At 64.9% G+C, this 20281-nt stretch carries 22 protein-coding genes; 12 read left to right on the top strand and 10 right to left on the bottom strand.

Annotated features, from left to right (window positions below; translation table 11 throughout):
* Positions 1 to 17: 17 nt before the first annotated feature.
* Genes ACN0X7_RS18995 through htpX form a run of 4 tightly spaced genes read right to left on the bottom strand, consistent with a single transcriptional unit; the run spans position 18 to position 4602 of the window.
* On the bottom strand, positions 18 to 1631 hold the full coding sequence (locus tag ACN0X7_RS18995) for a heparinase II/III family protein (protein ID WP_417520050.1): 1614 nt from the start codon (positions 1629 to 1631) through the stop codon (positions 18 to 20).
* A gap of 20 nt (positions 1632 to 1651) precedes the next feature.
* Positions 1652 to 2335 carry a ribulose-phosphate 3-epimerase gene (rpe, locus tag ACN0X7_RS18990; protein ID WP_417520049.1) on the bottom strand — a complete coding sequence of 228 codons (684 nt, stop codon included), beginning with the start codon at positions 2333 to 2335 and terminating at the stop codon, positions 1652 to 1654.
* 48 nt (positions 2336 to 2383) lie between these two features.
* Positions 2384 to 3664, bottom strand: a complete 1281-nt coding sequence (locus ACN0X7_RS18985; protein ID WP_417520048.1) for an RsmB/NOP family class I SAM-dependent RNA methyltransferase — start codon at positions 3662 to 3664, stop codon at positions 2384 to 2386.
* Positions 3661 to 4602 carry a zinc metalloprotease HtpX gene (gene htpX / locus ACN0X7_RS18980; RefSeq protein ID WP_417520047.1) on the bottom strand — a complete coding sequence of 314 codons (942 nt, stop codon included), beginning with the start codon at positions 4600 to 4602 and terminating at the stop codon, positions 3661 to 3663. Before htpX ends, ACN0X7_RS18985 begins: the two co-directional genes overlap by 4 nt.
* A 77-nt stretch (positions 4603 to 4679) precedes the next feature.
* Between htpX and ACN0X7_RS18975 the strand changes: the two genes are divergently transcribed.
* From ACN0X7_RS18975 to ACN0X7_RS18960, 4 genes are read left to right on the top strand one after another with little or no spacing between them, the layout of a single operon-like run.
* On the top strand, positions 4680 to 4865 hold the full coding sequence (locus tag ACN0X7_RS18975; RefSeq protein WP_417520046.1) for a DUF1674 domain-containing protein: 186 nt from the start codon (positions 4680 to 4682) through the stop codon (positions 4863 to 4865).
* Positions 4855 to 5469: a LolA family protein gene (locus tag ACN0X7_RS18970; RefSeq protein WP_417520045.1), complete on the top strand. Its 615-nt coding sequence runs from the start codon at positions 4855 to 4857 to the stop codon at positions 5467 to 5469. Before ACN0X7_RS18975 ends, ACN0X7_RS18970 begins: the two co-directional genes overlap by 11 nt.
* The gene (locus tag ACN0X7_RS18965) at positions 5451 to 6230 is read left to right on the top strand and encodes a gamma-glutamyl-gamma-aminobutyrate hydrolase family protein (protein ID WP_417520044.1); all 780 of its coding nucleotides are present in this window, start codon (positions 5451 to 5453) and stop codon (positions 6228 to 6230) included. Before ACN0X7_RS18970 ends, ACN0X7_RS18965 begins: the two co-directional genes overlap by 19 nt.
* A gap of 20 nt (positions 6231 to 6250) precedes the next feature.
* A complete protein-coding gene (locus ACN0X7_RS18960; protein WP_417520043.1) occupies positions 6251 to 7435 on the top strand; it encodes a CaiB/BaiF CoA transferase family protein in 1185 nt (394 codons plus the stop codon).
* A gap of 3 nt (positions 7436 to 7438) precedes the next feature.
* Here the strand turns inward: ACN0X7_RS18960 and ACN0X7_RS18955 are convergent, their stop codons facing one another.
* The 3 genes from ACN0X7_RS18955 to ACN0X7_RS18945 form a co-directional block, all read right to left on the bottom strand.
* Positions 7439 to 8146 carry a Phenylacetic acid catabolic protein gene (locus ACN0X7_RS18955; protein ID WP_417520042.1) on the bottom strand — a complete coding sequence of 236 codons (708 nt, stop codon included), beginning with the start codon at positions 8144 to 8146 and terminating at the stop codon, positions 7439 to 7441.
* 86 nt (positions 8147 to 8232) lie between these two features.
* Entirely contained in the window at positions 8233 to 9171 is a 939-nt protein-coding gene (locus ACN0X7_RS18950) for an SDR family NAD(P)-dependent oxidoreductase (RefSeq protein ID WP_417520041.1), read from the bottom strand.
* A complete protein-coding gene (locus ACN0X7_RS18945; RefSeq protein WP_417520040.1) occupies positions 9168 to 9503 on the bottom strand; it encodes a 2Fe-2S iron-sulfur cluster-binding protein in 336 nt (111 codons plus the stop codon). Before ACN0X7_RS18945 ends, ACN0X7_RS18950 begins: the two co-directional genes overlap by 4 nt.
* A 59-nt stretch (positions 9504 to 9562) precedes the next feature.
* Here ACN0X7_RS18945 and ACN0X7_RS18940 point away from each other — a divergent pair, with 59 nt between their 5' ends.
* Positions 9563 to 10000: a MarR family winged helix-turn-helix transcriptional regulator gene (locus ACN0X7_RS18940; RefSeq protein ID WP_417520039.1), complete on the top strand. Its 438-nt coding sequence runs from the start codon at positions 9563 to 9565 to the stop codon at positions 9998 to 10000.
* A 7-nt stretch (positions 10001 to 10007) separates the two neighbouring features.
* Here the strand turns inward: ACN0X7_RS18940 and ACN0X7_RS18935 are convergent, their stop codons facing one another.
* A complete protein-coding gene (locus tag ACN0X7_RS18935) occupies positions 10008 to 10997 on the bottom strand; it encodes a WD40/YVTN/BNR-like repeat-containing protein (protein WP_417520038.1) in 990 nt (329 codons plus the stop codon).
* Between the two features lie 195 nt (positions 10998 to 11192).
* On the opposite strand from ACN0X7_RS18935, the gene ACN0X7_RS18930 reads away from it, so the two are divergent.
* Together ACN0X7_RS18930 and ACN0X7_RS18925 are read left to right on the top strand one after the other, a co-directional pair.
* Entirely contained in the window at positions 11193 to 11408 is a 216-nt protein-coding gene (locus ACN0X7_RS18930) for a hypothetical protein (RefSeq protein ID WP_417520037.1), read from the top strand.
* A 261-nt stretch (positions 11409 to 11669) separates the two neighbouring features.
* Positions 11670 to 12554 carry a haloalkane dehalogenase gene (locus ACN0X7_RS18925; RefSeq protein WP_417520036.1) on the top strand — a complete coding sequence of 295 codons (885 nt, stop codon included), beginning with the start codon at positions 11670 to 11672 and terminating at the stop codon, positions 12552 to 12554.
* 382 nt (positions 12555 to 12936) lie between these two features.
* Here ACN0X7_RS18925 and ACN0X7_RS18920 read toward each other — a convergent pair whose 3' ends face one another.
* Both ACN0X7_RS18920 and ACN0X7_RS18915 read right to left on the bottom strand, forming a co-directional pair.
* Positions 12937 to 13713 carry an SDR family oxidoreductase gene (locus tag ACN0X7_RS18920; RefSeq protein ID WP_417520035.1) on the bottom strand — a complete coding sequence of 259 codons (777 nt, stop codon included), beginning with the start codon at positions 13711 to 13713 and terminating at the stop codon, positions 12937 to 12939.
* Entirely contained in the window at positions 13710 to 14693 is a 984-nt protein-coding gene (locus ACN0X7_RS18915; protein WP_417520034.1) for a calcium/sodium antiporter, read from the bottom strand. The genes ACN0X7_RS18920 and ACN0X7_RS18915 overlap by 4 nt, the downstream gene beginning before the upstream one ends.
* A 208-nt stretch (positions 14694 to 14901) precedes the next feature.
* On the opposite strand from ACN0X7_RS18915, the gene ACN0X7_RS18910 reads away from it, so the two are divergent.
* From ACN0X7_RS18910 to ACN0X7_RS18890, 5 genes are all read left to right on the top strand, one after another.
* Positions 14902 to 15180 carry a hypothetical protein gene (locus ACN0X7_RS18910; RefSeq protein WP_417520033.1) on the top strand — a complete coding sequence of 93 codons (279 nt, stop codon included), beginning with the start codon at positions 14902 to 14904 and terminating at the stop codon, positions 15178 to 15180.
* Positions 15181 to 15226: 46 nt separating this feature from the next.
* Positions 15227 to 15751 carry an SH3 domain-containing protein gene (locus ACN0X7_RS18905; protein WP_417520032.1) on the top strand — a complete coding sequence of 175 codons (525 nt, stop codon included), beginning with the start codon at positions 15227 to 15229 and terminating at the stop codon, positions 15749 to 15751.
* Positions 15748 to 17004 carry a flavin-dependent oxidoreductase gene (locus ACN0X7_RS18900; RefSeq protein WP_417520031.1) on the top strand — a complete coding sequence of 419 codons (1257 nt, stop codon included), beginning with the start codon at positions 15748 to 15750 and terminating at the stop codon, positions 17002 to 17004. The genes ACN0X7_RS18905 and ACN0X7_RS18900 overlap by 4 nt, the downstream gene beginning before the upstream one ends.
* Positions 17005 to 17230: 226 nt before the next feature.
* Complete coding sequence (locus ACN0X7_RS18895) at positions 17231 to 19324, top strand: DEAD/DEAH box helicase (RefSeq protein ID WP_417520030.1); 2094 nt, start codon at positions 17231 to 17233, stop codon at positions 19322 to 19324.
* A gap of 118 nt (positions 19325 to 19442) precedes the next feature.
* Entirely contained in the window at positions 19443 to 20276 is an 834-nt protein-coding gene (locus ACN0X7_RS18890) for an SDR family NAD(P)-dependent oxidoreductase (RefSeq protein WP_417520029.1), read from the top strand.
* Positions 20277 to 20281 lie beyond the last annotated feature (5 nt).

Genomic DNA, 20281 nt, shown 5'->3' with positions numbered 1-20281 from the left:
TTCTGCGCCCGATGGCTTCAGCCGTCAGCGCTCTCAATCAGCCCGAAAGCCCAGTGCACGGCAAGCGCTTCGTTGCCGAGGCTGCCATGCAGCGCGATCTGTTGTGTCTTGCGTGGCTGTCCGTCGCCCAGATAAACGCTTTCTTCAAGCTCCGGCACCGCCCCTGCGACACGAAACCGCCAGCCGCGCCCGGTCTTCAGCCGCAGCAGGACGCCGTCACCGCCCTGGGAGAGCACGGCCTGTATGTCGGGGTGCAGGTGGAACCGCAAGGTGAAGTCCGGCGCGCCGGTCCGGTTGCCCACGGGCTCCAGCGTGTCCTCGCCGCGGAAGTCGCGGCCCGACGCGTCCAGATAGAGCCGCCGCCGGTGGATGACGCCAAAGGCCTGACGGTATCCGTCGTGGCTCATGTCCAGCCAGGTGGCATCCGCCGATTCGGTGCGTGCGGCCTCGGTTTCCATGTTGCGGCGGCGCTTGCGGCCCGCGGCGGGCACGGGCACGGCATTGGTGTCGCCGACGGTCAGGGTCGAATGTGCCGCGGTCGAGGCCAGCGCGGCATTCCACTGTTCCGATGGCGGTCGCGCGGCACCGCTGTTGACCACGATCCGTTCACGGCGATGGCTCATCTCGAAGCTCAGCAGGCCCGCATAGCCGATGCCGGGTTCGGGGTTGGGGCCGCCGAAATCGCAGATGACGGTGGTCCGGTCGCCTTCAAGCCGTTCGTAGCCGGTTCGGGGCGCGGACAGATTGGCCTTCCCGCGGATGCCGGATCGTTTGATCACGGTGTCGATGGCCCGGGCATTGCCAACCGTCGCGCCGTTGAACAGCGCGTGTCCGCCATCGCCGTGACGCAGCAGCTTCACCGTCGGTGTGATGCGGTCGATCGCGTTGATCAGCGGGTCCGGTGCCGGTTCGCCGATATCCATCATCACCCGTTTCAACTGGACCAGGTCGCCCAGGATGCGGGTCAATGCCTCGGGATTGCGGCTGACATGCCCGCCGTCGGAAAGGATCTGGCGGGACAGGTGATCGGCGAGCAACCGCAGGCCGCGCTCCGCATAGGCGCGGGATTCCGGCAGACAATAGCCGACGATCGCCAGTCCGGTCGCGGTCGAGATGGCCTGGGGGCCGCGCTTCATCTGATCGGCGGTGCGCAGCAGATGCTTGGCCTGACGGCCCAGAGAACGCAGCAGGTTGGAGCGGTACGTCAGTTCCGCGTGCCGGATCAGCAGATCGGCGTTCAGGCACCAGTTGGTCAGCCGCCGGGCCAGGATGTCGGGCCGCCAGACGAAGGGATCGTAGTTTCCGCAATGACTCAGCCAGGTGCCTGCCAGGGTGCGCGCGGCGCGGACGGCCGCATCGCCGCCGATGTCGCGGAAATCGCGCAGCCAGCTGAAGCCGTGCAACTCCGCCCGCCATTCCGCGCTGCCCTGCGGCCCGCGCCACGGATGCTGGGTGCCCACCTGAACCGCTTCGCCATTCAGCACATAGAGGCCCTGGAACAGGTCGTTCGCGCGATCGGGATCGCCCTCCCAGATGTCTTTCGGCTGAAACGCGAGCCCATGGTGGAAACGTCCGCGCAAACTCATCCGGTAGAGCGTCGTGGAATAGACGAGATCGCGGATCCCGCTCATGCGCGCTCCCCTTGCGCCGGTCAGTCGGCAGCGTCAGCGGATGACAGCGCCGCGCGCAGGCCCGCAATGTTCGATGCATAGGCCGACGGGCCGCCGGTGAAGACGGCGGTGCCCGCAACCAGCGCCGTCGCGCCCGCAGCCAGCACGTCGCCGGCCGTATCCGCATTGACGCCGCCGTCGACCTCAAGGACGACATCGGCACCGCAGCCGTCGATCAGACCGCGCAGCGCCGCAATCTTGTCCAGCTGGCCGGGAATGAACTTCTGCCCGCCGAAGCCCGGGTTGACGCTCATTACCAGGATCAGGTCGATGTCGTGGATCACCGGCTCGACCACCTGCCAGGGCGTCGCGGGATTCAGCGCAACACCGGCCTTGACGCCCAGACTGCGGATCAGTTGCAGGGTGCGGTGCAGATGCGGTCCCGCTTCGGCGTGAACGGTGATCAGGTCGGCACCCGCATCGACATAGGCTTCGATGAAGGCATCGACCGGCGAGATCATGAGGTGCACGTCGAACGGCTTTTTCGTGTGCGTGCGCAGGGCCTTGATCACATTCGGACCGATGGTCAGGTTCGGCACGAAATGCCCGTCCATGACATCGACATGGATCCAGTCCGCACCGGCATCGTCGATGCGGCGTATCTCCTCTCCCAGGCACGCGAAATCGGCCGAGAGAATCGAAGGGGAAATGATTGTGTTCTGCATGCTTCGTTCCCTAGCAGCTTCGGGCGATTCCGACAATGTGCCGGGCAGCTATTTCCTGATCAGCCGTGCGGCGAAGAACCCGTCCATACCGCCCTTTTCTGCCATATGGTGGGGCAGCGTGCGCAGGTCGCCGTCGCGTGTCACAGATTCGTCACGCAGTCCGACTTCGGCCGCGCGGACGGGTGCGCGGTGGAAGTTCCTGTTTTCCGTCAGGAACCGGTCGATCTGTTTCTCGCCTTCCTCGGGTTCCAGCGAGCAGGTGCAATAGACCAGCCTGCCGCCCGGTCTCACCAGGGTGGCCGCGTGATCCAGCAGCTGCGACTGCAGCGATGCCAGGGTCGCCACATCCTCTTCGGTCCGGTTCCAGCCGATGTCGGGGTGGCGGCGCAATGTGCCCGTTGCCGTGCAGGGGGCATCCAGCAGCACGGCGTCGTAGGGCGCTTCCGGTCGGTGATCCAGCAGGTCGCATACGACCGTCCGGCATGACAGATTGAGCCGTGTCATGTTGGCGGCCAGAACCTTCAGGCGTTTCGCCGACCGGTCCAGCGCCGTGACCCGGGCACCCGCAGCAATGGCCTGTGCCGTCTTGCCCCCGGGTGCCGAACAGGCGTCGAGCAGGGTCTTTCCGGCCAGGTCGCCGAACAGCTTCACCGGCAGGCTTGCCGCGGTGTCCTGCACCCACCAGACGCCGTCGGCATAGCCTTCCAGTTCCGACACGCTGCCCGCCGCACCGAGCCGCACCGACCCTGTCGGCAGCACCTCTCCGGTCAGCTTTTCGGCCCAGCCTTCGGCATCGGATTTCACGCTGAGGTCGAGCGGCACATCATCGCGCGACAGGGCGCGGATGATGTCCATGGTGGTTTCGGCACCGTAAGCCGCCTTCCAGCGATGCCAGAGCCACGCGGGCAGGTCGCGCTGCATCACCTTCGGATCGGCGATATCGCGCGCGCCGTCCCGGTCGATCCGCCTCAGCACGGCATTCACGACACCCCGGAACTTGCTGTTGGCCGGGATCAGATTGACCTGTTCATTGACCACCGCGTGGGCCGGGCTGCCGACGAACAGCAGTTGCGCTGCGCCCGACAGCAGGGCCAGTTGCGCGCGCCGCCCGGATTTCGGCAGGGGCCGCGACAGGTACTTCGAGATCAGGAACTCGATGGATCCCTTGTGGCGCAGGGCGGAGAGCACGATGGCGCGGCAGAAGGCCTTGTCGCGGGTTTCCAGACCGCGATTGGCAAGCTCCAGCGCCTCGTCAAGCGTCTGCCGGCTGTCCAGCACACGCTTCAGGGCCTCGATGGCGGCGCTGCGGGCGGTGGCAGGCCCGCTCAACCCCAGGGGCCGCGATGCTGATCAGCGGTGTCGGTGACGGGCACAGCGGTGCCCCCTGCGCGCCGGTTCGGCGGGCTTGACGCGCGGAACGAACCGTCCGCAGCCATCTCGCGCAGCCGGGCGACGCGGCTGGCGGTCTTCGGATGGGTCGAGAACAGCCCGTCGATCGAGTGCGCGTGCAGCGGGTTGACGATGAACATGTGCGCGGTGGCCGGATTGCGCTCGGCGCGGTGATTGTCGATACCCTTCGCATTGGCCTCCAGTTTTTCCAGCGCCGAGGCCAGCCACAGCGGGTTGCCGCAGATCTCCGCGCCCTTCCGGTCCGCCGAATACTCGCGTGTCCGGCTGATCGCCATCTGCACCAGCATCGCGGCGATGGGGGCCAGAATGGCGACCAGTATGGTGCCGATTCCGCCCAGCGGATTGTTCTGTCCGCGCCCGAACATCCCGGCGAACATGGCGAAGTTCGCCAGCATGCCGATGGCGCCTGCAATCGTCGCCGTTACCGTCATGATCAGCGTGTCACGGTTCTCGACATGGGCCAGTTCGTGCGCCATCACGCCCGCGATCTCCTCGCGCGTCAGACGCTGCAGCAGACCGCGCGTCGCCGCGACGGCGGCCCTGTCGGGGCTGCGGCCCGTGGCAAACGCGTTCGGCTGGTCCGTGTCGATGATGTAGACCTTCGGCATCGGCATGTTGGCGCGCCGCGCGAGGTTCTCGACCAGGTCGTGGAACTCGGGCGCGGACTGGCGATCCACCTGTCTTGCGCCATACATGCGCAGCACGATCTTGTCGGCGTTCCAGTATGAGAAGATGTTCATGGCGAACGCCACGACAAAGGCGATCATCAGACCGCCCATGCCGCCCAGCAGGTAGCCGGCGGTCATCATGATGGCCGTCATGGCGGCCAGTAACAGGGCGGTGCGCGCGTGATTCATTTCAAGCCACAGTTGAAGAGGGTCGGTTAGCCGTTATTTATGGTCGGGTACAGGAAGTCGCAAGCGGCGGAGACCCCATGACCGATACTGAAAAGAAGCTGAACGAGACCGACACGTTCGAGAAATCGGAAGACGGCAAGATGCGCCGAAAGAAAGCCGCTCACAAGCTGGAACAGGCCGACGGCGAGATCGATGGACGCAACGGACCGGAGCCCACGCGATATGGAGACTGGGAGAAAAAAGGGATCATCAGTGATTTCTAGGCTGCTTGGCATTCTGGTGGCGCTGCTGCTTCTTGCGGGGCCGGCGTTCGCACTGACCCAGGAAGAGCGGACGCAGATCAGCGAAGCCGAGACCTATCTCGAATCGATCGAGACCCTGCAGGCCGATTTCGTGCAGCAGGCGCAGAACGGTGCGACCGCCGAGGGCAGGTTGCTGATGCAGCGTCCCGGCCTCATCCGGTTTCAGTACGACCCGCCTGCGAAGATCCTTCTGATCTCCGACGGGACGCTGGTCAGCTTTATCGACTACGAGGTCGGGCAACTGACCCAGTGGCCCTTGTTCGACACGCCGCTCAGTTATCTGGTGCGTGACGATGTCGATCTGCTGAACGAGGCCCTGGTCGATCAGGTCGAGACCGAACCCGGCGTCCTGCGCTTCCGGATGCGCGATCCGGATCGGGCGGAGCAGGGCTGGATCCGGTTTCATTTCGCAACGGAACCGATGCGTCTGCTCGGCTGGCAGTTGACAGATGCGCAGGATCAGGAGACGACGGTGGCGCTGACCAATCTGACCGTGAACCGAGGCTTGCCCGACAACGCCTTCCGCTACGAAACGCCGAAAGCGCCATGGGCGACCGAGCGTTGAGCCAGCCGCGTCCTGTGGTCGGCATTGCCGCCAACCTGCGCACGGTCGAGGGCATCACGTTCCACGCAACGTCGAAGAACTATGTCACATCGCTGCTCGGCTTTTCCGAATGCACGCCGATCCTGCTGCCCGGTGACACCGACACCAGTGCCGTCGCGCATCTGGTCGGCATGCTTGATGGCATCTGCCTGACCGGCGGCGCATCGAACATGCAGCCCGAACTCTACGGCGAACAGCCGGAACCGGAGAGCGGCGAGCGCGATCCGGGGCGCGATGCGACCGCGATGGCGCTGGTGCGGGCCTGTCTGGATCAGGGCGTGCCGCTGCTGGGCATCTGCCGCGGTATCCAGGAGATGAACGTGGCGCTGGGCGGCTCGCTGTACCAGCACCTCAAGGATCAGCCGGGCAAGTTCGACCATCGCCGGTGGCGCTGGCGCGATCAGCCGCCGGAGGTGCAGCTTGCGCCGCGCCACGGGATCGCCATCCGGCGCGACGGCGTGCTGGCCGGAATTCTGGACGGCGCGCGAGAGGTCAAGGTCAACAGCCTGCACGGGCAGGGGATCAACCGGGTGGCCGACGGGCTTATGGTCGAGGCGACGGCGGCAGACGGCGCGATCGAGGCGGTTTCGGTCCGGGGCGCGAAGACATTCGCCCTCGGCGTACAGTGGCATGCGGAGTTCGCGCCGGAACAGTTTCCCGTGCACGCGGCGATCTGGCAGGCTTTCGGCGATGCCTGCCGCGCGCGTCGCGACAGCAGATAGATTACGGGGAGAAGAACATCATGGCAGGTCCGCTGGACGGCATTCGCATTCTCGATCTCAGTGCGGTGATCTCGGGGCCATTCGGCACCATGATCCTGGCCGATCAGGGGGCCGACGTGATCAAGGTGGAAACGCCTGGCGTCGGAGACTTCACCCGGCACGCCGGCAACAAGCAGAACGGCATGTCGGCCAGCTTCCTGAACAACAACCGCAACAAGCGCTCTGTCGCCATCGACCTCAAATCCGCGGATGGCGTTGCGGCGCTGAAGCAGATCGCGGCGACCTGTCATGCCGTCGTGCAGAACTTCCGCCCGGGCGTCGTCGAACGGCTGGGTGTGGGTTACGAAGACCTGAAGGCGGTGCGTGACGACATCGTCTATGTCTCGATCTCCGGCTTTGGCGAACGCGGTCCCTGGGCGGACAAGCCGGTCTACGATCCCATCGTGCAGGCCCTGTCGGGGCTGGCATCGGTGCAGGGCGGCTCTGACAAGCAGCGGCCCCGGCTGATCCGTACCATCGTGCCCGACAAGCTGACGGCGGTGACCGCCAGTCAGGCGATCACGGCGGCGCTGCTGGCGCAGGCACGCACCGGGACCGGGCAGCATGTCCGCCTGTCGATGCTGGATTCCGTGCTGGCCTTTCTCTGGTCGTCGGACATGGGCGCGCAGACCTATGTCGGCAAGGAAGTCACCCAGCAGCGCGCGGCGAGCTTCATCGACCTGATCTATGAGACGAAGGACGGGCACATGAGCGTGGCCGTCATGACCAATGCGCAATGGCAGGCCTTCTGCAAGGTCATGGATCACCCCGAATGGATCGAGGACGAGCGTTTCGCCACCACCGAACTGCGCGATCTGAACATCGATGCGCGGCTGGAACTGATCCAGTCGGTGCTGATCGACCGTACCACGGACGATCTTCTGGCGACGCTGGATGCCGCAGGCGTGCCCTGCGCGCCGGTTTTGCACCGCAAGGACGTGATCGAGCATCCGCAGGTGCTGGCCGCCGACGTGCTGCGCGAGCACGACCATCCTGTCGCGGGATTGCTGCGTCAGACCCGGACCGCCGCGCGGTTCAGCGGCACCGAGCCGGAGTATCGCCACGGCGCGCCGGAACTGGGTGCCCATACCGACGAAGTGCTGGCCGAAGTAGGCCTGTCGGCGGACGAGATCGCCCGGTTGCGCGCCTCGAAAGCCGTGGCTTGAGGATCAGGCAGCCAGTTCGACGTCGGGCAGGGTGAGGCCGAGTTCGTCGCAGAGGGCCGTGGCGCGCGCGATGTAGTCGTCGCGCATCTCGGCATTCGTGCGCTGCTTGATTCCCCACTTGCGGAAGATCTCGTTGTTGCGGCTGACCGGTTTGCCGAAGAAGGCGGGCAGGTAGGGGTAATAGCGGTTCACCGCTTCCTGGATCTCGGCGCGGCCTTCGTCGGTGGCCAGCAGTTCGGTCGTGAAATCCTTGCCGAACTGTGCGTGGAAGCGTTCCTCGGGCATCGTCATGCGGGCGACGTTGCGCAGCGGGTGATAGCTGCACATGGCCAGATCCTCGACCTGGATGATCTCCGCCAGATCGGCCAGCAGCTTGATCACGCAGAACTCCGCCCATGTCTCCAGCGGATATTCGAAGATCGACAGCGGACGCTTGCCGCCTTCCGGGATCATCCGCTCAGGTGCAATTCCCATCTCGTCGCCCAGCTCACGGAAGCGGACGTGATGGCCGTATTCCTCCATGGCGACCCTGCAGGTGAGCCACTTGGCATACGGTGTCGGTGCCAGCGCGATGGCAGGTTCGTCGAACACGCGCGCGCCGTGCAGTTCATTGACCGCGTGCGAGATCACGATCTTCTCGATGGCAGTGATGAATTCGGGATCCTGGCCTTTCAGGTCGGCGGCTGTCTTGATCTGCGGGATGTCGGTCATCTGATCGCTCCTTGGGCGGAATTTGGTTGGATGGAACCATCCAGGCAAATTTCAGGAATGGTACGGGCTTCTGCGAAAAATCCGTCCTAGACAAAGGGTTCGGTGTTGAAGGCTTCGAGGTCGGTTTCGAGCGGTGTCAGCCGGTCCGTGAAGGCCGATGCGGCCTCGGCCAGTGTCTCGGGCGTCCAGTCGGCCTGCTCATTGACCACACGTCCCACGGGGCGCGGTTGCGAGAACAGGAAGATTTCGCGGCCGCGCACGCCGAAGATCTGGCCGCTGATCTGCTGTGCGGCTGGAGAGCAGAGCCACGCGACCGCCGTCGCGACGTGCGCGGGATCGAGCTTCAGCGCGCGTTCCTTGTAGCTGGCCTGCGCATCGTTGGCGGGCTGGATGATATCGGTCACCCGCGTGCGGGCAAACGGGGCCAGCGCGTTGGCCGTGATACCGGAGCGGGCCAGGTCCATGGCGGCAACCCGCGTCAGCCCGACCAGACCGGCCTTGGCCGCGGCGTAGGGCGACTGGCCGAAATTGCCGTACAGGCCGGCGGTCGAAACGATGTTGACGATCCGGCCCCGGTCGTAGGTCTCGCCGCCGCGGTCGGATTTGGCGTTGGCGCGCAGGACGGGGGAGGCGGCATTGATCAGATAGTAGGCGGCGGAAAGGTTGGTGCGGATCACCGCTTCCCAGTCCGCGGGATCGCCCTTGAAGATGAAGGCATCGCGCAGGATGGCGGCGTTGTTGACCACGATGTCCAGCCCGCCCAGTTCAGCAACGGCGCGATCGACCAGTGTTCGTGCCGCCGACGGGCTGGCAATGGATCCGGTGTGCGCGATGGCTCCACCGCCCAAGCCGGCGGCCGCCTCCTCCGCGACCGAAGGATCGCTGCCGTCACCGTTGATGGCGCTGCCGTTGTCCGCGATCAGGACCTTCGCGCCGGCTTCGGTCAGGCCCTGCGCGATGGCCAGGCCGATTCCGCGCGCGCCGCCGGTGACGATGGCAATCCGGCCTTCCAGAAGGTCGCTCATGCCGGATCCTCCACCGGCTCGGACGCGCGGCGCTTGCGAACCATCCGGCGTTCTGCCGGGTCCAGCCAGCGGACTTCGGCATCGCTCCAGGGTACGGCGCGGCAGGCGAGGATGCGGCCTTCGCGCTCTTCCTCGGGCGACAGGGCGTATTCCGACCAGGGCGACATCTCGATTTCGCCGCTGATCAGCGCCGACTTGCAGGCGCCGCAGTTCCCGGCCTGGCAGCCGCAGGGATATTTGATCCCCTGCCGCAGGGCGGCCTGCAGGATGGTCTCGCCCATCTCGACGGTGATCGGATCGTCGGCCTGTTCGATCTTGACCTTGAAGCTCATCGGCCAGCCTTCCGGAAAAAACTGTTGGGTGCCCAAACAATATCTTTCATGGTGTACCGATGGTCAAGAAGTCTGAATCTCTGGATCGGGGCATGCTGGACGGTCTCGTGGGCTATCACCTGCGCCGGGCGCAGGTCGCCGTGTTCCGCGACTTTGCGGAAAGTGTCGGCCAGCTGGGGATCACGCCGGGACAGTTCGGGGTGCTGGAACTGATCGCCTGCAACGACGGCCTGAACCAGTCGGCGCTGGCGCGGGCGCTGGGCGTCGATCGGTCCACGCTGGTCGCGGTGCTGGACCGGCTGCAGGCGGATGGCCTGATCGAACGGCGGGAATCGGCGACCGACCGTCGTTCGCATGCGCTCGGGCTGACGGGGCAGGGACGGGCGAAGGCGGAGCAGGCACGGGCCGCCATCGCAGTGCATGAGGCGCGCGTCCTGCAGGGCCTGTCCGCCGCTCAGATCGATGAACTGTTTGCGGCGCTGCGCGCCATCGGCTGACAGGGCGTCAGATCGCCAGCACCGACAATACCGGCGGCAGGCCGTCGGCGCGTTTCGTCCACGTCCCCAGATCGGTGACCTGCCAGACCTCGCCCGTGTCCGTCCCGACCAGCACGCCGCCGTCGTTTTCGGGATCGATGTTCAGCCCGTGAAAGTTGGCGGTCGACGGGCTATGGGCCTCGTCGCACAAGGATCGCCAGTTGCGGCCGCCGTCCTCAGACCGGAACAGCATCGCCTGTGCGCCCCCATCATCGCGATAGCTGGAGAACGCAGTCGGCGCACTGGCGACCGTCAGGCCATAGGGCGTGCGCGGATCGATGCATATGGGGCGCGAATAGCGCGGCGTGATACCGGACCAGGCATAGGTCCAGGTGGCACCGAAATCCTCTGAGCGGAACACGCCGGCATTGCCCTCCACCATCTCGGCGATGCCGTCCCGCCGTCCGTAGCCTGTTGACGCGAAGAGTACTCCCGGTTCGACGGGATGCTGGAACATCATGTGCAGGTCGGGGTTGTCGCCGGGCAGCACCATCGACCAGCTCCCGCCGCCGTCGTCGCTCATCATGATGCCGCCGACCTCGACACCGATGCGCAGCCGCCTGGGATCGGTCCGGTCGATCACCATCGCCCGCGCACGTCCCGGGACCGGCGGGTCCAGCGGGATGCCCCAGTGCTCGGCTTCCGGCACGTTTGCGAAGCTCGTGACCTCGGTCCATGTCTCACCGCGATCGGCGCTGCGATAGAGTGCGGCGGGCTGCGTGCCGGCGTAGATCGTGTCGCCGTCCGCCGGGCGGATCTGCCAGACCTCCAGATCGCGCAGGGTGCTCGAATGCCATGTTTCGCCGCTGTCATCCGACCAGAAATGGCCATCCGCCGAGCCTGCGTGGAGACGGCCGTCAATCTCGACGAGGTCGCGCACGTTTCGCGTTTCCAGCACGGGCGTGTCCGCCGATCCCAGAAGGAATATGCCCCGCCCCGATCCGGCCAGCACACGCATGTCACACTCCCCTGAACGTGGTTGCTGTCCCGAGCCTGCGCCGAACAGGGTCATTTCGCAACTTCCGAAAATTTTAGAAAAAAGTACATATATCATTTCGATATATGTTGATTTGATAATAGATGATCCCATATCGGTTTCAACGAGAGATCAGCCCGCCAGCGCAGCTGCTGGCAGAAGTCATAGAGGACCATCATGCGACGCATCATTTCCCGGCATTTAGGCTTTTGGGCTCTCGCCGGGGCCCTGTTCATCGGTCTGGGCGTTGCCTCGGCCATGCCCAATCAGGACAGCGCCTTGAACTCTCCGAAAGAGCGCGTGTTCACGCCCCGCGCGGCGCAGACCCTGGTCCAGGATGTTGAAGGCGTGCATTTCGGCTACCGCCAGTCGCTGGCGGCGGGCGTGATGTAGGCACCCCGAACAGTTTCCCTGCCGGGTTCTCACCCTTCACCCGGCAACCTCCGGGCGGATGCGCCTCCCTCCCCTCCCTCGACAGCGCATCCGCCCCTTTTATTCCGGTTTGTGCCGGCCCCATTTCCGACGAACGCCGTATCCCGGCCCCTTGACCTTCCCGGACTTCGACACATCCTCCCTGGACACGCGCAAGCCTTGAATGCCGGAGCGGCGGCAAGGTATGCCTTTCGCAACCGGCTTTCAGGGGAGTAACGAGCCATGTCAATTTCCACAGCGGAACATCCGAAGAAGCACGTCGAGGTGCATGGCCGGCAGATGGCCTATGTCGAGATGGGAGAGGGCGATCCCATCGTGTTCCTGCACGGCAATCCGACCTCGTCATATCTCTGGCGAAACATCATGCCGCATGTGAAGGATCTGGGTCGCTGCATTGCGCCTGACCTGATCGGCATGGGCGACTCCGACAAGCTGCCGGATAGCGGTCCGGACCGCTACCGGTTCGTCGAGCACCGTCATTATCTGGACGGCCTGCTGCAGGCGCTGGGCGTGACCGGCAAGGTGACGCTGGTCATTCACGACTGGGGATCGGCGCTGGGTTTCGACTGGGCCAACCGGCACCGTGATGCCATGCAGGGCATCTGCTTCATGGAGGGTATCGTCCAGCCGATCCCGGGCTGGGACGATTTCAGCAAGGATGCGACGCCGGTGTTCCAGGGGTTCCGTTCGGATGCCGGTGAAACCATGGTGCTGGAAAAGAACATCTTCGTGGAGAAGGTGCTGCCCGGCTCCGTGCTGCGGGGGCTGACCGAAGAAGAGATGGCCGTTTACCGTCGGCCCTTCGCGGCAGCGGGCGAGGATCGCCGTCCGACCCTGACATGGCCCCGGCAGATCCCGATCGCGGGTGAACCTGAAGATGTCGTCGCCATCGTGCAGGACTATGCCGACTGGATGGCGCGCAATGACCTTCCGAAGCTGTTCATCAATGCGACACCGGGGGCGATCCTGACCGGCAAGGTGCGTGAATTCTGCCGCAGCTGGAAGAACCAGACCGAGGTGACGGTGAAAGGCAGCCATTTCATTCAGGAAGACAGCCCGCATGAAATCGGTGAGGCGCTCAAGGACTGGATCGCGACGTTCCGATAGGCGGGTTCAGGTCGTCAGAATGCTGAAGGCCGCGGCATCTGCGGCCTTCAGCGACCTGTCCGACATGCGCTGCGGGCTATCCCCCGAACCTGTGGATAAACCTGTGAAAGCCCGTTGGGGCAGAGGCTTATGACACCGGTTTCATTGGGAAAAAGTCGAAATGCCCAAATATTGGGCATATGGTTTATGATATTGAAATAATTCATAAAATTTGATTTCACTTTTGTGAATTTGACGATGAATTCACGAATCCCAATGATTTCACGAGGTTGCAGCCTGAAGCTCATCGGGTGTGAACGGTTGCCGGTCGAGTGAACAAGAGAACGCCCGAATCCTGCATCGCTGCGGGATGCAAATGAAGCGCAAGACGATCCGGCCGTATTCAGCCGTCCAGGGCTGCCTCCTGACGGGAGACGGGCGGCCAGGGCAAGTGCTGTCCACCGTCCAGAGCAATCATCTGCCCGGTCATCGACGGTGCGTTCATGAGAAAACGGACGCCTTCGGCGATCTCTCCGGGGTAGGCACCGCGTTCCAGCGGCGTCGACTTCCACTGTTTCTCGAACTGTTCATCCGACTGCCGTTCGTTCGGCAGTACAGGTCCGGGTCCGATGGCGTTGACGCGGATGCGGGGGGCCAGTTCCATGGCCAGCGTCCTGGTCAGCATCTCCAGCGCCGCCTTGCTGAGGGTGTAGGATATGAACCCCGGCGTCGGCTTCCAGACCCGCATGTCGATCAGGTTGATGATGTTCCCGGTGAGCGTCTCCGGCAGCGCGCCGGCAAACTGTTGCGCGAGAAACAGTGGCGCCCGCAGGTTGATGGCCATGTGCCGGTCGAAGCTCTCCCGTGTCGCGTTCTGCAGGCGGTCGTTCTCGAACAGGGATGCATTGTTGATCAGCGTGCAGATCGGCGTATCCAGCGCTTTCCCCGCCTCCGGAACCAGACCGAGAACCGCGTCGTGATCCGCCAGGTCGCACTGCACGACGGCCGCCCGTCCACCGCGTGCCCGGATATCCTCGACGGTCGCCCGGGCCGCATCCCGCGAGCCATTGTAGTGGATGGCGACGGGATATCCGTCCTTCGCCAGCCGCAGGGCGATGGCCCGTCCGATGCGCACGGCCGCGCCGGTGATCAGCACCCCTTCTCTGGCCTGCTCTGTCATTGCAGGGCGGCCATCTGTTCAACCGGCATGCCGGACAGGCCGGAGAACTGCGCGGCGATGTAGGCCCCGTATCCGACCAGCAGGATCAGGCCGGCGACGCGGCCGACGGGCAGACGGGCAAAGGCGAGGGGAAACAGGACCAGCGATGCCGCGAGCATGATCCAGAGGTCGAACTGGATGATCTGAAGCGGGACCGGGACCGGGCTGACCATTGCCGTGATGCCCATGATGCCCAGAATGTTGAAGAGGTTGGAACCGATGACGTTCCCGATGGCGACATCGCCATGACGGCGGATGGCCGCGACGACCGAGGTCGCCAGTTCGGGCAGGGAAGTGCCCAGGGCGACCAGCGAGATGCCGATCACGGTTTCGCTGACGCCGAACATCAGGGCGATCTCGCGCGCACCCTCCACCAGCAGGTTGGACCCGATCACCAGCCCGACCAGCCCGACGAGAAGCAGGACCAGCAGGGCACCGAGGGATTTGGGGACGCCTTCGCCCAGTTCGTCCACCTCCTCGGCATAGGACTGGCCCCCGGACCTGCGGGCGCTGCGGTAGGCCGAATAGAGGAACGCGAAGAGCAGCAGCAGCAGCAGCAGGCCGGGCCAGAAGCTGATCATGTCCAGCGCGGCAAAGACCATGAAAAGGCCGGTCGCCCCGACCATCGCAAAGCCTTCGCGCTTCATCGTCTCCTTTTCGCAGAAGAATGGTGCGATGAGCGCGGGCGCGCCGACGACCAGAAGCACGTTCGCGATGTTCGATCCGACGATGTTGCCGATGGCGATGGCCGGCGCGTCGTTCAGCACGGCCTGGATGCAGACGAGGAGTTCCGGTGCGGATGTACCGAAGGCGACGACCGTAAGACCGATCACCAGCTTCGAGACACCCAGACGGTCTGCAAGCGCAACGGCTGCCCGGACCAGCGCCTCACCACCGATGAGAAGCAGGATGAGACCGGCAGCAACCATCAGATACATCATGTGCGGATCTGTTCCCCGTTCTTGTTATCTGGCAGGCGAGACGGCTGGCAACCGCCTGAATTATCCAATGTTAATCTGCATATGGCCCGAACGATCATGTTTGAACCCGTGTCCGGGAATTCAATGCCCGATATTGATGCTGCAAAGAATGGCGATCACATCCTATATTGAATTGGCTGATTTCCTGTCGAACCGAAGGCCGTTCCGAATGCCTCTGATCCGTACACTCCTGTTCGAAGCCGTTCGCCGTGTCGCTGCCGATCCGGATCTGCGGCGGAAGGCCGATCACATCGCCCGCGAACGGGTGATGCCCCTGGCGCGGCAGACCGCACGGCAGGCGGGCGAAGTCGTTCGCAGCCAGCAGTCGGTGCTGAAGGACGAAGTGGCGCAGGCGCAGGCCGATGCGGCACCGGGCACGACACGGGCGGAAATTGCCGGTCGTGTGACACGCCGCATGATGGAACGCGCGAAAGATCGGTTGCGATAGGCGTACTCGCCTTGACGACTGCTGCGGTTCCGATCATCAAGGACCGATGCGGCACCTCCTGGTCATTCTGGCGCTCGGCCTGATCCTGCACGTTTCCCCGGCGGTCGCCGAAACCGTCGAGGGTGTGAGCAGGGGATCGAATACCGGCTTGCCGCTGCCGCGCTTCGTGTCGCTCAAATCGGGCAAGGCCAACCTGCGGACGGGTCCGGGAAGGGCCTATCCGATCCGCTGGGTCTACCACCGGCGTTTTCTGCCTGTGCAGATCACCGATGAATACGGTCACTGGCGCGCCGTGCGGGATCCCTGGGGCGAGACGGGCTGGCTGCACAAAAGTCTGCTTTCGGGCCGCCGCACCGCGATGGTCATGCAGAATCTGGCGCCGCTGATGCGCGAGGCGCGTACCGACAGCGACATCCTGCTCTATGCGGAACGCCGGGTCATCGGCACGCTGGAACGCTGTCAGGCCGACTGGTGCCGTCTGAGCATCGAAGGCCGGGCGGGCTGGATGCCGGTCGAGATCCTGTATGGCGGTACGCCGGCGTCCGAAGGAAAAAAGGTGAGCGCAAGATGACCGTGATCATCATCGGCGGCGGCATTGCGGGCCTGACGACGGCATTGAGCCTGCACAGGGCGGGTATCGAGTGTCAGGTGTTCGAGGCGGTGCCGGAAATCAGGGCGCTGGGGGTGGGCATCAACCTGTTGCCCCACGCGGTGCGGGAACTGACCGAACTCGGTCTTGCCGACGCGCTGGCCGCGACCGCCATACCGACGGCGGAACTGATCTACGCCAACCGCCACGGCCAGCAGATATGGCGTGAGGCGCGGGGCAAGGACGCGGGCTACCACTGGCCCCAGTTCTCGATCGCACGCGGCGCGCTTCAGATGATCCTGCGCGATGCCGTCATCGACCGGATCGGAGCGGCGCGGCTGCACACCGATCACGAACTGACCGGGTTCAGCCAGGATGCGGACGGGGTCACCGCCCTGTTCAGCAGCCGTTCTTCCGGGTCACGGCGGGACCCTGTCAGGGGGGCCGTTCTGCTGGGCTGTGACGGCATTCACTCGACCGTGCGGCGGCACTTCTATCCGGATGAAGGCGCACCGATCTGGAACGGCTGCGTGCTCTGGCGGGCGACGACCGAAAGCGACGGCTATCTGTCCGGCCGCTCGATGGTGATGGCCGGGCACGCCAACCAGAAGTTCGTCTGCTACCCGATTTCCAGAACCCATCACAACGAAGGCCGGGCACTGATCAACTGGATCGCCGAGATCCGCTTTCCGACCGACCCGCCGTGGCGTCAGGACGACTGGAACAGGCCGGGCCGGATCGAAGACTTCCTGCCGTCGTTCGAAAGCTGGGACTTCGGCTGGCTGAAGGTGCCGGATATCATTCGCGGGGCCCGCAGCATCTATGAGTATCCGATGGTGGATCGCGACCCGGCGCCGCGCTGGAGTTTCGATCGCATCACCCTGGTGGGCGATGCCGCGCATCCGATGTATCCCATCGGCTCGAACGGCGCGTCGCAGGCCATTCTGGATGCGCGGGTGCTGGCCATGCATCTCGCCCGCGACAAGGATCCGGTTGCCGCTCTGCAGGCGTATGAAGCGGAACGCAGGCCGCCGACCTCCGCGATCGTCCTCGCCAACCGGGGCAATGGACCCGAACAGGCGCTGCAACTGGTCGAGGAACGTGCGCCCGACGGCTTCCAGGACGTGCATGATGTTGTCGCGGCTGCCGAACTGGATGAGATCGCGGCCCGCTACAAGACGACGGCGGGGTTCGACGTCGAGACGCTGAACAGGCGACCGTCTTTCGATCCCTGAACCGGTCTGCGGTGATCCCGAGAGATCGCAGAGATTGTCGCGGCGGGCTGTGCCTGACCGATTCCGCTGGACCGGGCCGCGCCAGTTCGTTATGCGCGCCGGTGCAGGCTCTCTGCCGCAAGGTGCCCCACCGGGCGGTCAGATGTGATAGTTTGCCGAAAGACCTCCTCCCGTCGGGATGCCGGCTGTGGCCGCATGTTGACCCCCTTGTCCCGAAAGTAGCAAGTTGACTGAATTTGAAGGTGTCGTGTCGGCGCTCGGCGAAGCGCTGGCCAAACGCGACTATCAGACGCTGACGCCCGTGCAGCGCGACGTTCTGGCACCCGAGCTCAAGGATGCCGATCTGCTGGTCTCGGCGCAGACCGGGTCGGGCAAGACGGTGGCGTTCGGCATGTCGCTGGCACCGACCCTGCTGGAAGGCGAGGATCGCTTCAGCTATTCGAAGCGCCCGCTGGCGCTGGTCGTCGCACCGACGCGTGAGCTCGCCCTGCAGGTGAAGCGGGAACTGGAATGGCTCTACGAGATGACGGGCGCGCTGCTGGCCTCCTGTGTCGGCGGCATGGACATGCGTGCCGAGCGCCAGGTGCTGGGACGTGGCGCCCACATCGTCGTCGGTACCCCCGGACGCTTGCGGGATCACATCGAACGCGGCTCGCTGGATATGTCGGACCTCCGCGCGGTGGTGCTGGACGAGGCTGACGAGATGCTGGACCTCGGCTTCCGTGAGGATCTCGAATTCATCCTGGACGCCGCGCCTGACGAACGCCGCACGCTGATGTTCTCGGCCACGGTGCCGAAGATGATCGTCAGTCTGGCCAGGCGGTATCAGCGGAATGCGATCCGGGTGACCACGGCGTCCGAGCAGCGGCAGCACGCGGATATCGAATATCGCGCCCTGATGGTGGCACCGCGCGACCGCGAGAACGCGATCATCAACGTGCTGCGGTATTTCGAGGCGACGAGTGCCATCGTCTTCTGCGCGACGCGGGAGGCGGTGAACCGGATGACCAGCCGCTTCACCAACCGCGGGTTCGCGGTGGTGGCCCTGTCCGGGGAACTGAGCCAGAGCCAGCGCACGCATGCGCTGCAGGCCATGCGCGATGGCCGCGCGAAGGTCTGTATCGCAACCGATGTCGCCGCGCGCGGGCTGGACCTGCCGGACCTTGAACTGGTGATCCACGCCGATCTGCCCCAGAACAGCCAGGTGCTGCTGCATCGCAGCGGCCGAACGGGCCGTGCGGGGCGCAAGGGCGTCAGCGTGCTGATCGCGCCCTACAGCCAGCGCCGCAAGACCGAACGGCTGCTGCAGGGCGCGCGTATCAACGCGGCCTGGGCGAACCCGCCGTCCGCAGCCGAGATCGTCGCCCGCGACGATGAGAGGCTGCTGGCCAGCCTGGCATTGACCGAACCGGTGGGCGAGGACGAGAAGGCTTTCGTCGAGCAGATCCTGGCGCAGCATTCTGCCGAACAGGTCGCCGCCGCCTTTGTGCGGATGTCGCGTGCCGGGCAGTCCGCGCCGGAGGACCTGCAGGAGGCACCTTCACCGGACAGCCGTGAGAAGCGGGATACCAGGCGCAAGGCGCGGGTCGATTTCGAAGGCGGTGTCTGGTTCTCGCTGTCGGTGGGCCGCCACCAGAATGCCGAAACCCGCTGGCTGCTGCCCATGCTGTACCGGGCCGGCAACATTGCCACCGGCGATATCGGTGCCATCAAGATCTATGACGGTGAGACCCACGTCGAGATCGCGCCGGGCAGCGTCGAACGGTTTGCGGCCTCGATCGGCGATGACGGTATTGTCGAGAAGAGCATTCGCGCAACCCGGCTGGCGGGCGTGCCGACCCACAGGGACGTCAGACCCGGCCCTTCGGCGGACGGGGGCGAGCGTCCACGTGGTCCCGGTCCGGACAAGGCACGCAAACCCCGCAAGCCACGCAAGCCCCGGCACGAACCATCCCCCGGTTTCGACGGCGGGAAGGACGCCCCGGTATCGAAATTCGAGGACAGGCCAGCCGGCAAGGACCGCGGTGACAGGCATCAGACCGGAAAGCCGCGCAAGCCGGACGGTCCGCGGCCGCCCAAACGCAAGCCTGCGCGCGACCGCTCTGGGGACGACCGCGGCGACTCCGGAAAGCCGGAGGTGCAGACCGCCACCGACACGCCCGCACCCCGAAAGCCGAAGCGGCCCAAGTCCGCACGACCGTCCAAGCCGGGTGCCTCTTCGGCAAAGAAACCAGGAAAGGCCTCCGCGCGGAAAGGCGGCGGTCGCATCGATCCGGCGGGCGACAGTCCGAGAAAGCGCAAGCGTCCCAAACAGGACTGACCGGCCACCGTCCGGCATGCACGTCAGGCGACCGGGGGCCCGTTTCCGCTGGCTTCCCCTGCAAGACTGCGCGTAGCCTCTGGCCATGACTCACGGCACAGGGGAGGGGTGAGATCCAATGGACAGGAAAGTGGCGGTGATCGTCGGTGCGACGACCAAATGGCGTGGCGACGGCTTCATGACGAAACTGATCCATGGCACGGCACTGGATGCGTCAGATGTGCCGGAAGGCATCCGCTGGGGCGTCGGCGGGGCCATCGCGCAGAAATATGCGGCCGAAGGGTTTCACGTCGTGCTGACGACACGCTCCGCCGGGAATGCCGCCGATCTGGAAGATGCCATCCGTCGCCAGGGCGGCAGTTGCAGCACGGTCGAGATGGATCTGGCGTCCGATGACTCGATTGCCGAAGCCTTTCAGAAAATCCGTGCCGATGCGGGCGAGACCGATGCGCTGATCTACAATGCCGGTTATCCGGATGGCCGCGACCTGCCGCCGGAGATGGAACTGCTGGAGCACATGCCCGTCGAGATCTTCGATGTCGCGCAGACCGTTTCCAGCCGCGGTCCGTTCCTGATCGCCAGGGAGGTACTGCCCGCGATGCGCGAACGCGGCGCCGGCTCGTTTTTCTTCTCGAACAATGCGAACTCCCTGCGCGGTCGCAAGCGCGGCACCGGGAATTCGCTCTATTATCCGCGGGTGATGATGCGCACGCTGGCGCAGGTGCTGACCGAGGAATATTCCGTGCACGGCGTGCATGTGGCCAATGTCGTCATCGACGGGCTGATCGATTCGCCCGGCACGCGCGCGCTGCCCGTGGCGCAGAAGAACCCGGACATCATCATCAACCCGGTGAAGATCGCCGAAGCCTTCTGGTTCCTGCAGACGCAGGACAGGTCCGCCTGGACGCACGAACTGCAACTGACCCCCTTCCCCAGCAAGCCGAGCGTCTGACGGTG

The organism is Minwuia sp., from assembly GCF_048263705.1.
Lineage (GTDB): Bacteria > Pseudomonadota > Alphaproteobacteria > Minwuiales > Minwuiaceae > Minwuia.
This window is presented reverse-complemented; position numbering and strand designations above follow the sequence as displayed.